Annotated in this window: 12 protein-coding genes; all 12 read left to right on the top strand. The window is 40.9% G+C overall.

Annotated features, from left to right (window positions below):
• Positions 1-5 precede the first annotated feature (5 nt).
• The 12 genes from fliM (at position 6) to whiG (ending at position 12072) form a co-directional block, all read left to right on the top strand.
• Positions 6-1049: a flagellar motor switch protein FliM gene (gene fliM / locus T530_RS0101235; RefSeq protein WP_027727439.1), complete on the top strand. Its 1044-nt coding sequence runs from the start codon at positions 6-8 to the stop codon at positions 1047-1049.
• Entirely contained in the window at positions 1042-2247 is a 1206-nt protein-coding gene (gene fliN, locus T530_RS0101240; RefSeq protein ID WP_027727440.1) for a flagellar motor switch protein FliN, read from the top strand. Before fliM ends, fliN begins: the two co-directional genes overlap by 8 nt.
• A 123-nt stretch (positions 2248-2370) precedes the next feature.
• Positions 2371-3021 (top strand): flagellar biosynthetic protein FliO, encoded by a 651-nt coding sequence (locus T530_RS0101245; protein WP_156011484.1) that lies wholly within the window; start codon positions 2371-2373, stop codon positions 3019-3021.
• The gene (gene fliP / locus T530_RS0101250) at positions 3008-3850 is read left to right on the top strand and encodes a flagellar type III secretion system pore protein FliP (protein ID WP_038073239.1); all 843 of its coding nucleotides are present in this window, start codon (positions 3008-3010) and stop codon (positions 3848-3850) included. Before T530_RS0101245 ends, fliP begins: the two co-directional genes overlap by 14 nt.
• Positions 3851-3891: 41 nt before the next feature.
• Positions 3892-4161: a flagellar biosynthesis protein FliQ gene (fliQ, locus tag T530_RS0101255; protein ID WP_009106090.1), complete on the top strand. Its 270-nt coding sequence runs from the start codon at positions 3892-3894 to the stop codon at positions 4159-4161.
• An 18-nt stretch (positions 4162-4179) separates the two neighbouring features.
• Positions 4180-4989, top strand: a complete 810-nt coding sequence (gene fliR, locus T530_RS0101260) for a flagellar biosynthetic protein FliR (protein WP_027727443.1) — start codon at positions 4180-4182, stop codon at positions 4987-4989.
• Positions 4989-6059 (top strand): flagellar biosynthesis protein FlhB, encoded by a 1071-nt coding sequence (flhB, locus tag T530_RS0101265; RefSeq protein WP_027727444.1) that lies wholly within the window; start codon positions 4989-4991, stop codon positions 6057-6059. Before fliR ends, flhB begins: the two co-directional genes overlap by 1 nt.
• A 24-nt stretch (positions 6060-6083) precedes the next feature.
• Positions 6084-8210 (top strand): flagellar biosynthesis protein FlhA, encoded by a 2127-nt coding sequence (locus T530_RS0101270; protein ID WP_027727445.1) that lies wholly within the window; start codon positions 6084-6086, stop codon positions 8208-8210.
• A gap of 36 nt (positions 8211-8246) precedes the next feature.
• Positions 8247-9476, top strand: coding sequence for a hypothetical protein (locus T530_RS13205; protein WP_051537713.1), 1230 nt, complete (start codon positions 8247-8249; stop codon positions 9474-9476).
• Positions 9477-9478: 2 nt separating this feature from the next.
• Positions 9479-10390 carry a MinD/ParA family protein gene (locus T530_RS0101280; RefSeq protein ID WP_027727446.1) on the top strand — a complete coding sequence of 304 codons (912 nt, stop codon included), beginning with the start codon at positions 9479-9481 and terminating at the stop codon, positions 10388-10390.
• A gap of 67 nt (positions 10391-10457) precedes the next feature.
• Positions 10458-11270 carry a hypothetical protein gene (locus tag T530_RS0101285; RefSeq protein ID WP_027727447.1) on the top strand — a complete coding sequence of 271 codons (813 nt, stop codon included), beginning with the start codon at positions 10458-10460 and terminating at the stop codon, positions 11268-11270.
• A gap of 19 nt (positions 11271-11289) precedes the next feature.
• Positions 11290-12072, top strand: coding sequence for an RNA polymerase sigma factor WhiG (gene whiG / locus T530_RS0101290; RefSeq protein WP_009106104.1), 783 nt, complete (start codon positions 11290-11292; stop codon positions 12070-12072).
• Positions 12073-12077: the final 5 nt, after the last annotated feature.

Genomic DNA, 12077 nt, shown 5'->3' on the forward strand with positions numbered 1-12077 from the left:
TGTGAATGAACGAGGTTCTGTCACAGGACGAAATTGACCAGCTTCTTACTGCCATCAGTTCGGGTGATTCCGAAGTTGATGACTTTAAGCCGGTTAATAGTGCCCGCAAAATTAAGATTTACGATTTTAAGCGTCCTGATAAATTCTCAAAGGAGCAGTTGCGTACAGTTTCTAACATGCACGAAACTTTTGCGCGTTTAACTACTACTTCTTTGTCTGCGCAGCTTCGTTCTTTGGTTCACGTACACGTAGCGTCGGTAGATCAGCTTACTTATGAGGAATTTATCCGTTCTATTCCGACTCCTACAACTCTTGCCGTAATCAATATGGACCCTCTTAAGGGTAACGCCGTTTTGGAAATTGACCCTGCAATCACTTTCTGTATGATTGACCGCCTTTTTGGTGGACGCGGAGCAATTTCTGGCGGTGGAAATAAAAACCGCGACCTTACAGATATCGAACAGGAAGTAATGGAAGGCGTAATTGTCCGAATCCTTGCTAATATCCGTGAAGCATGGACTCAGGTAATCGACTTGCGCCCTCGTTTTGCACAGATTGAAACAAACCCTCAGTTTGCGCAGATTGTACCTCCTACAGAAATGGTCGTGCTCATTACTTTGGAAACAAAAGTCGGTGATGAGGAAGGAATGATGAACTTTTGTATTCCTTACCTTGTTCTTGAACCGATTATTTCAAAGCTGTCATCCCAGTTCTGGTTCTCTTCTGTCCGCAAGAACTCAACAACTCAGTATCTGGGAACAATCAAACAGCAGCTTACCGATGTAAATATGGATGTCGTTGCAGACATCGGAACTATAAATCTTCCTATCCGCGATGTGCTTAGCCTCAGGGTAGGAGACGTTGTGCGTCTTTCTACTATCAAAGTTGGAGATCCATTGACGCTCAGCGTTGGAAATAAAAAGAAATTTTTCTGCCAGCCTGGTGTTGTTGGCAAAAAAATGGCTGTTCAAATTACAGGAAAGATGGAAGGTCAGGAATCAGACGATTTTGAAGAGCTTTCAGTAGAAGGAGACGAAACTTATGAGTGATGGTGCTATCTCACAGGATGAAATTGACGCTTTGTTATCAGGCGTTTCTGTAGACGGATTGAATGCTTCCGGCCACGTAGGAAACGACCCAACTCATCATTTTGATATTCCTACTCTTCAGAAAATGGCTGATGATTTACAGCCTAAGACAGAGGAAAATATTAACAAATACACCGGCGCCACTTTTAAGGTTGATAAACCTTATGTTGAGCAGGCTAACCGTGATATTGTTCTTTCAAAAATCCCTGAAGTTGTTGTTGGTGTAAATGCTGACTATACAACAGGAATTAAAGGAAATCACCTTTATATTATTTCTCCTGAGTTTGCCCTTAAGCTTTTTGCCCTTGTTGGTGGTGAAGCGGCTGCAGAAGTTGATGATATGGTTTTGTCTGTTGTAAGTGAGTTTATCGCAACTCATATTGCTGCAGAAATCAACATTCTTGATGCAACAGGAAAGGCAAGCGGTCTTGCAAATGCAACTCCGGAAACTGTAAATGATTCAAAAGCTGTAATTATGTTCCCTCAGGGGGATTTTGTTCTTGCAAGCTATCCAATTACTCTTGAAAGCGAAGCCTTTACCTTGTGGGAGTGTATCGGCGGTGATGCTGCTGAAGGCATGACTAAAGCTTTGGGTGGCGGCGCTGAAGAACCGGCTCCAATTGGTGCCGTTGATATGGGCGGAGCTCAGATGGGTGGTATGGCCGGCGGAATGGCAGGCGGCGCTCAGATGGGCGGAATGCCAAATATGGGTATGAATATGGGAATGGGAATGCAGCAGCCTATGGGCGGTATGCAGATGGGAGCTATGCCAAATATGGGTATGGGAATGCCTATGGGCGGTATGATGCCAAATATGGGTATGAACATGGGTATGAATGTTCCTAACGTTCAGCAGCTCCAGTTCCCTAATCTTCAGAACGGCGTAGCAGGCGGTGAACAGGGTAATATCGGTCTTATCATGGACGTATTCATGGAAATGACCGTAGAACTTGGACGTACTAAAAAATCCATTAAAGATATTCTTGGAATGGGTGAAGGTACAATCATCGAGCTTGATAAGCTTGCCGGTGAACCGGTTGATATCCTTGTAAACCATAAAGCAATTGCCAAGGGAGAAGTTGTAGTTATTGATGAAAACTTTGGTGTTCGTGTAACTGAAATTCTTTCTCCTCAGGAGCGCGTAAACGAATTGAACTAAAAATATTAAACTGTTTTGGGGAAAACAGTTATCAAATAGGTAAGCCTAAAAATTGCTTTCGCAATTTTTTTAACGGCTTGCTATTGAACAGAGACCGCCAGCGGTCTCACACGGGTGGGAAAATTGACATTAAAAAAAATTCTTATGACTGCAGTTTTATTAACTGCGGTCTGCTTTAATTTTTATTCACAAACCTCGGAGCAGGCTTCTGCCGTAGAAACCGAGGTTTCGTCTTTTGAAAATAATACTAACTATTTTAACAATAATCCTTCAGCAGGTGCTGCTGCCCAGGCTGGAAATCAGAATGTGGGCGGAATAGGGCTTTTTATCCGCATGGTTTTTGTCCTTGCTTTTGTAATCGCCCTGATTTACGGAGTTTTGTGGTTTATCAAAAATAAAACAAACGTTGTAAAAACCGAAGATGATTTTTTACGTCGTGCCGCCTACATCAATATTGCGCCGGGAAAAACTATCGAGGTCATCACCCTTGTTGACCGTGCCTATGTAATCGGCGTTACGGAAGATGGCATTACTCTTCTTGGGGAAATTGATTCAAAATCTGATGAACAGACAGCTCAGATGATTAATGCTATGAACCTTCACGCAGATCAGACTCAGAATACTAAAAAACCTTTGAACTTCAGCGATGTAATGGATATGTTCCTTGCCAAAAAAGGAAAGACAAAGAACGTATTCAGCGATACAGAAAATCAGGTTGACAAGATTTTTGGCCGTAATAAGAGTGAAAATGGAGAAAATAATGAAGAGTCTTAGAATTATTCTTTCTTTATTAGTAATTTTCTCTTCTGTTACACCGGCATTTTCTCAGTCTGTAACAAATCAGGGGACTCAAAATAGAAATTTTCCTCAGGGGAGCACACAGGGACGTACTGAACTTCGTAATGATGTCCGTCAGCCTTTAGTTCCAAATGTTGCTGTTCAGATTTCAGAGCCAAGATCCGGCCGTGAAGTTGCCTTTTCCGTACGCCTGCTTGTTTTACTTACACTTTTAACTCTTGCGCCAAGCATTTTAATTCTTACAACCTGCTTCCTTCGTTTTTCTATCGTACTGGACTTTATTAAGCGAGCTCTTTCGCTGCAGCAGGTTCCTCCGACTTCCGTTTTGAACGGAATTGCATTTTTTATGACTCTTTTTGTAATGTGGCCGACTTTCAGCCGCATTTATAATAACGCCTATAAGCCTATGAGTGACGGAACTATTGGAATTGAAGAAGCCTTTACTCAGGCAGAAACTCCAATCCGTGAGTTTATGTTCATTCAGATGGAAAAGGATACTTCTTACATAAGCATGTTTATGAATATGGCTCATCTTGAAAAGCCTGATACTCCTGCTGATGTTCCTACATATATTCTTATTCCGTCTTACATCCTTCACGAGCTTTCTGTTGCCTTTAAGATTGGTGTACTTCTGTACATTCCTTTTATTATTGTAGATATGGTCGTTGCCAGTATTTTGATGGCAATGGGTATGATGATGCTGCCTCCGGTTCAGATTTCTATGCCGTTTAAACTTATCCTTTTTGTTCTTGTTGACGGCTGGGGCTTACTTACACAGCAGCTTTTTGTTTCGGTTCTGCATTAGCGGATGCAGGCGGGATTTCACAGTGAGGTAAAAATAAAAAAATGTCAGCAGGTGAAGTAAATGTTTTGATGCGAGGGGCAGTTGTTCAGATTTTGCAGATGATTCTGCCTGTTCTGGGACTTGCGCTTATAGTTGGTTTGATTGTAGCTATCTTTCAGGCTGCAACTTCTATTCAGGAACAGACCCTAACTTTTCTTCCAAAATTCGTAGTTATTATTCTCGTAATTGCTCTTTTGGGTGGCGTTGCTTTTACATCGCTGGGCCAGTACACCGTCCTTTTATTTAACCGTATTCCGGATTTTGCAAAATAAGGGGCCTGGTAAAGACTGATGTTAAACGAAATTCTTTCAAATGCACCAGTTTATCTCCTTATTTTTGCAAGGGTTATGAGCCTTATTGTAACCCTGCCGCTTTTTTCCATGCGTGCAGCCTCACGAATGTCCAAGGTTGCGCTTGCAGGCTACATCTCTTTTTTTATTTTTAGCACAGTAGATTTTTCTTTTTACAATTCCCTGATTACATCTGACCAGGTTTTCAGTATGGAATATTTTCTTCTGATTGCAGGAGAAGTTCTTCTTGGCGTCCTCATGGGCTTTTATGTTTCCATAATTTTTGCAGCCTTCAGTTCTGCAGGTCAGTTTATGGGATTTCAGATGGGACTTTCTGCTGCCAGCTCTTACGATGCCATGAGCCAGGTAGAAAACCCTCTTATGGGACAGTTCTTTAACCTTGTAGCCATGCTGGTATTCTTGCAGACAAAGTTCTTCCAGCGTCTTTTTTTAGGCGGCCTTGTTTCCAGCTTTAAGACCCTTACAGCCTTCAGTATTGTTACTTCTAACGAAGCGATTGCAAGATTTCTGCTGGCAGGCCTTACAAAACTTTTTGCAGACGCTCTGATTATCGCTCTTCCTGTAATGGGAACTCTATTTTTGATTACTGTCTGTACCGGTCTTTTGACAAAGGCAGCTCCACAGATGAACCTTCTTTCTGAAGGTTTCCCGATTATGATTCTTGTGGCTTATTTTGTAATTGCTACAATTATGCCAAACCTTATAGATTTTTTTGTACGCGCCTTTACCGGCGGTTTCACCCAGATTCAGAATCTCTTCATAGAGATTAGCGGCGGAGGAATTAACTAATGGCTGCAGAAGACGAGGGAAGAACCGAAGAACCGTCGGAATACAAACTTGAAAAAGCCCGAAAAGAAGGCCGCGTTGCCAAAAGTAGTGAAGTAAGCGGTGCTCTTGTGCTTTTGCTCAGCGTGCTAACCCTGATTTTCCTTTCAAAGTGGATTTTTAATCAGATTGTTACCGCTTTCGTTTATTTTTTCAGCAGAACCGGCACTGGTGAAATGGGAACTTATTCAATGGTCGCTTATTTTATGACAACAGTTGTAAAATGCATGCTTCCTGTTTCAATCGTCGGGGTAGTGGGAGCAATCCTTGGAAACATAATTCAGACCCGCGGTTTTGTTTTCAGTTTTAAGCCGATTGAACCAAAGTTTTCTAAAATCGTTCCAAAGTTCGGTGAATATTTTAAGAAGACGATTTTTTCGGGAAAAGGTCTTTTTAACGTTGCAAAATCGGTAGGTAAAGTTGCAATTATCGTATCAATTGCCTATATCTATATCAGAAAAGATATTTTTGTAATTATCGATATTATCGGAAACGGCGATGCCTTTGGCGCCCTTGCAAAGGTTGCTAAAATGGCAGCCCAGCTTCTTATAATTGTTTCTATTTTATTCCTTATAATTTCTATCCCTGATTACTTTGTTCAGAAGCGTGATTTTATGGAAGAAATGAAGATGACCAAACAGGAACAGAAGGAAGAATATAAGGAAATGGAAGGCGATCCTGAAGTTAAAAGCCGCCTGCGTCAGATGCAGCAGCAGCTTTTACAACAGAATATTCCTAAGGCAGTTGCCGAATCTGATGTTGTAGTAACCAACCCTACGCATTTTGCAGTTGCCCTGAAAATGGATAGAGATACAGCCGACGCTCCAAAGGTTAATGCCAAGGGTGCCGACGAAGTTGCACAGACAATCAAACGGCTTGCAAGGGAAAATGACATTCCTATTGTAGAAAACCGCCCTGTGGCCCGCGGATTGTATACAGAAGTTGAAGTTGGTGATATAATACCAGTAGATTATTATAAAGTTATTGCATTGATTTATTCGCATCTTGAAAAGTTTCAGGATTTAAAAAAATAGTAGATTGCTGAGGGTGGGGACTTAATGGCAAACGAAAAAAGGGGAAATGTTTTAAATTTCATTCAGCAGAATGCTGTTGCAGTAGCAGCCTTAGTGGGCGTTTTTCTGGTAATTTTACCGATGCCACAGCTGCTCATCGACTTCTGTATGATTTTAAACATCGCCATTTCTGTAATCATCCTTCTTGTAGTAGTAAGTACCCCTCGTGCATCTGATTTTGAAACCTTCCCGCGAGTAGTCCTTTTTGCCACAATCTTTTCTGTAGCAATTAATATTTCTTCAACAAGACTTATTCTCAGCGGAACCATGGGGGCCGGTCACAGACTGGCAAACCAGAGTTTTATGGTTCAGGCTTTTGCAAACATTATTGCCGGAAGTGATATCGTAATAGGTTTTATCGTCTTTGTAATTCTTATTATCTTCCAGATTCTTGTAGTTACAAAGGGTGCCAGCCGAGTATCAGAAGTTGCAGCCCGCTTCAGCTTGGATTCCATGAACCAGAAGCTTTTCGATATCGATAACCGTTTGAACAGCGGCGCATTGAGTCCTGATGAAGCAGAAATTGAAAAAGCAAAAATCCGCCGTGAAATTGACTTTTACTCAGCAATGGACGGTTCTTCTAAGTTCGTAAGCGGAAACGTTAAATTTGGCGTTGTCGTAACAATCGTAAACTTAGTCGGTGGACTTATAATCGGCGTTATTAGAAATTCAATGGGATTTGGTGAAGCAGTTTCTACCTATTCAATCCTCACCATAGGTGACGGACTTACTTCTCAGATTCCTTCTCTTATTATTTCATTTGCAACTGGTGTTCTTGTAACCGGTACTAAATCTGATGAGCCCTTTGATCAGAAACTTATCAAGAACTTTACCCGCGACGGCCAGATTTACCAGCTGGTTGGAATTGGTCTGGCACTTTCTGGTTTTGCCCTTCGCAACAACACTCAGGTTCTTCTTATTCCAATCGGACTTCTTTTCTTCTGGATGGGACTCAGTATTTCCAGACAGAAAACAAAAGAGGCAATTGCCGCAAAACAGCAGGCAGAAGACGCTAAAAAATCAGAGCAGACAAATCCTATCGATGATTCTAAAACTCTTGAGATGCTGGATCCTCTTTCGCTGGAAATTGGTTATGCTCTTATTCCTCTTGTTAATAAGGAAAAGGGGGCGGAACTTCTTGAACGAATTACCCGAATCCGAACAGAAGCCCGCCTTGATATGGGCTTCAATATTCCAAAAATCCGCATTCAGGATAATATGACCCTGGATCCTAACGATTATTCTTTCAAAATTCAGGGAATTGAAGCAGGCCATGCAAATATCCGTCTTGGCTATCTTATGTGTATGGATACGGGGGCTGTAATCAATAAAATTGAAGGAGAGCACACAAAAGACCCTGCTTTTGGAATGGATGCAATATGGCTGCCGGAAGACCGCCGCCAGGAAGCTGAAAATGCGGGCTATGTAGTTGTAGATCCGCCTACAATTATTTCTACCCATATTACAGAAATTATCCGCTCTCATGCGGCAGAAATGCTTGACCGTCAGGCAGTTTCAAATATCATAGAAAAGGTAAAGGAAAAAAATCCTGTTCTTATAAACGAAGTTCTGGACGTTGCAAAACTTTCTTACGGTATGATAGAGCGCGTTCTTCAAAATCTTCTGGAAGAAAAGGTTTCTATCCGTAACTACGTTAAGATTCTGGAAACCATGGCAAACTACGCTTCTGTCTGCCGTACTTCCTGGGAACTTACGGAAAAGGTTCGAGAAGCGCTTGGACTTCAGATTTGCATGCAGTATGCAGACCCTGCAGATAAAAAACTTCGTGTAATGCGACTTTCTGAGCCTTTGAGCGAGATGATTGCATCTCATGCTTATCTTCCACCGGACGGTTCAAAACCATATCCTGCATTTGATCCTGTTGACCGCCGCAAGTGGATTCGCGCTATAAGCGACAGTCTTTCAACTGTCAGCAATATGGGGCTCATGCCGATTATTCTTTGTGTACGTGATGTTCGTCAGCTGGTGCGTGCTTCGCTTGAACGTGAGCAGCCTGGTGTAGTTGTTCTTTCAGATATGGAAATCTTAGCCGCAGGCAAGAATGTAGACACTGAAATAATTGCAGAAATCAGGTCTGAAGACGAAGTGTAAAAAAAAGGAAAGAGGAAATAAAAAGGTTTAGATAAAATGGCTTACGAACGAGAAAATATTCAAAAAATAGTTGCAGATAATCTTGATGAATGCAAAGAGAAAATTTCCCGCATGTATGGTCGTGACTGGGTTTACAGAGGGCATGACAGAAAACTTGTAAAATACGGACCATTAAATCTTTTTAAGAAATGGGGCATAGAAATGAAGTATATTGTCGGACATTCAGATGCCTATTCCGATGCAAAGCCTTCAAAAAAGAATGAAGAAGATGCTGAATTTGAAAAAAATAAGGCAGCGCTTCTTGTACAGACTCTTTCTGCCCAGCTTACAAGTCAGCTTACTCAGAAACTTGAAGAAACTAAAAATGAACTTTCTGCTCAGATTGCAACAAAAAGCGGCTCTTCTGCTGATGAGCCTGAAGCAATCGTAAAAATTGAAGACATGCTCTATCAGAATGATTTTTCAAAAGATTATATCAAAGAGATTTCTGAAAAAATCCGCGCTAATTTTTCTCTGGAACAGCTGGAAAATTTTGATTTAGTTGAACACAAGGTCGTAGACTGGATTGGAGAAAGCATAGAAGTTGCCCTTCCAAAAGTTCACAGACCTCCTCACGTTGTAATTATTGTAGGTCCTACAGGAGTTGGGAAAACTACAACTCTTGTAAAACTTGCCGCTCAGTTTATGCTTTCTTACCGCAAGGATGAAAGAAATCAGGGCCGCCGTCCTAACTTATGCTTTATTACAACAGACTTTATGCGAGTTGGCGCTCTGCAGCAGCTTGAACGCTTTGGCGATATTATGAGTTACAGCGTTCTTAAAGCCGAAAAAACAGAAGATTTGAAAGTCCTTTATGATGAAAATAAAGACAATATGGATGCAATTTTTATCGATACTTCTGGATGCAGCCCTAATGACGCAACTCATCTTGCTCAGATGAAGCTTCTTCTTGATATTCCTCAGATGAATCCTGATATTTATCTTGCAGTTACAGCTTCATCAAAAGCCCGTGATCTGGAAAATATTTTCAAAAATTATGAACCTTTCGGTTATAATTCAGTTATTATTACAAAAAGCGATGAATCTCTGCAGTATGGAAACGTTATCAGCGTTTTGCATAAAAAACATAAGGCTGTTTCCTATATTACAAACGGCCAGAATGTAACACAGGATTTAAGACAGGCCTCAATAGTTGATTTTTTAATCAGGCTTGAAGGCTTTGATATAGACAGACAACACATTGAAGGAAAATTTGGAGGAAAATAAAAATGGAAGAACAGGCAGAAGGATTGAAAGAACTAATGGAAGATAATTTTCCTTCCAATGATACAAAAGATTCCGGCGAAAAAACTAACGGAAAAAATCATAATACAAGAATTATTGCCGTAACAAGTGGAAAGGGCGGTGTCGGAAAAACTAACTTTGCCGTAAACATGGCGATTGCCTATGCCCAGCTTGGCAAAAAGGTTATCCTTATTGACGGTGACCTTGGTATGGCAAACGTAAACGTGCTTTTGAATGTTGTGCCTCAGTTCAATCTTATGCACGTAATCAATAAGAAAAAGACAATGAAGCAGATTATTCTTGATACCGAATTCGGTATTAAGTTTATTGCCGGCGCCAACGGTTTTTCAAAAATTGCCAACCTAAGCGTAGACGAGCTTGAGTATTTTGCAAAACAGTTCAGTACTCTTGGTAATGCAGATATCATCATTATTGATACAGGTGCAGGTATTGCAAATAACGTTTTGCAGTTTGTTGCCGCTGCTGATGAAGTTTATGTCGTAACAACTCCAGAGCCTACTGCCATCACGGACGCTTACGGAATCATTAAAATCATCACTACAGAAATTGTTGACCGCGTTGTAAACATCAAGCTTATTGTAAACCGCGTTCATTCTGCAGATGAAGGAAAACGTATTTCAGAGCGAATCATTAACATTGTTGGTCAGTTCTTAAATTACAAGGTTGAATATCTTGGCTGTGTTTACGAAGATCCTATCGTACAGGCTTCTGTAATCCGCCAGAAACCATTTATTGTTGTAAATCCTACTTCAAAACCGGCTGTCTGCCTTAAACATATTGTAGGACGAATTGAAAAAACTGAACCGGAATACAACGAGGGAGTTGCAAGCTTCCTTAAAAAATTCCTCAGTAAGAAGAAAAAGGACGATATGTAAAAATTTTTCTATTAATTTTATATCTTATGGTGTATAATTAATAGGGAAAAAATGTTAGGAGGGGAAAATGCAGGGTATAAAAATCTCACTTAGTTTTGCAGCATTTGGATTTGTTTTGTCCTTGCTTTTCGGTTTTACCTCTCATGCCGCTTTTTTTATCCTTTTAATAAGGGCTTTAATTATTGCTCTTGTATTTGCAGGTATCGGTTTTGGCTTTTATTTTGTAGCAGACAAATTTTTAATGGACGATACCGATTCAATGGATGTGTCAGATAATGTTTCTGTTTCAAATCCACAGGTTGGAAGTAAAGTTGATTTATACGTTCATGATGAAGAACTGGATGCAGATGAAAACGGCAACACTTATTTTGTAGATGATTCTTCACGTCAGATGTTGAATAATTCAGATTTAAGAAGTACCGGCTCTATTTCACGGGCAGCTGCTTTTGCTCCTTCTTATGCTGCGAATGAAGAAAAAACTTCATTGCAGGAAAGCCAGAATGAAGTTACATCTGCAATGGCAGAAGCAAATGCAGGTGCGGCAGCGTCGGCTGCAAAAGTGCAGACCGCAGAGCCGGCGCAGGCTGAAGAAAGAGGTGGAGAAGCTGCTGAAAGGCAGGCGCCTTCTGACAATGCCGGCTCTGCGGCTTCATCATCAAATGAAGAATCTGGCGGACTTGATACTCTGCCAGACATGAGTTCTTTTGTAATGGAAAATGCTTCTTCTTCGGAAGAAAGTAGAGAAAGTGCTGTTGAAAGTGACAGCTCATATACAACAACCGTTTCTACAAGTCACAATGACGGAAGCGAATACGGTGTAAAAGATGCTGAAGTGATGGCAAAAGCAATCAGTTCGGTTTTATCAAGGGAAGAAAGTTAAGGATATAGAGAGGTAAGGTATGCCAGTAAATGATACTCAGGAAGAAGATGACCTTTGGGAAGAATTCAAAAAGACAAAGTCTCCGGCCTTGCGTGATAAATTTATAAGACAGTATATGCCTCTTGTAAAATATGTTGCCGGTAAGGTGGCTGTTGGAATGCCAAACAGCGTTGAATTTGATGACCTTGTCGGATTCGGGCAGTTTGGTCTTCTGGATGCAATTACAAAATATGACCCGGCAAAGAATGTAAAGTTTAAAACTTATGCGGTAACCCGTATTCGTGGTGCTATTTTTGATGAACTGCGCCAGATTGACTGGGTTCCTCGTTCTGTTCGTCAGAAGTCACGTGAAATTGAAGATGCAATTGTTTCTCTGGAATCTCGCCTTGGCCGTACTGCAACTGATTCTGAAATTGCAGAAAGCCTTAATATGAGCGAGGATGAATATCACCGCACAATCATGAAGGTTTCGGGTACAAGCGTTCTTTCCCTGAATGATGTATGGTATTCGGGCGATGATAACGACAATATGTCTATCGGAAATAACATTGAAGCACCTTCAAGTTTGAATCCGGACGTAATTGCTGAGCGTGAAGAAATCAAAAAAGTAATTGCCCAGGCTATCAGTGAGCTTCCTGAAAAAGAAAAAATGGTAATTGTTTTGTACTACCACGAAGATTTAACTTTTAAGGAAATCGGTGAGGTTCTTGAAGTAAGTGAATCTCGTATTTCTCAGCTTCATACAAAGGCTAACCTGAGACTCCGCGCTAAGCTTACAAATCTTAGAAAGGGAATTATCTAAGACTG

This window comes from Treponema sp. C6A8 (assembly GCF_000619925.1).
GTDB lineage: Bacteria > Spirochaetota > Spirochaetia > Treponematales > Treponemataceae > Treponema_D.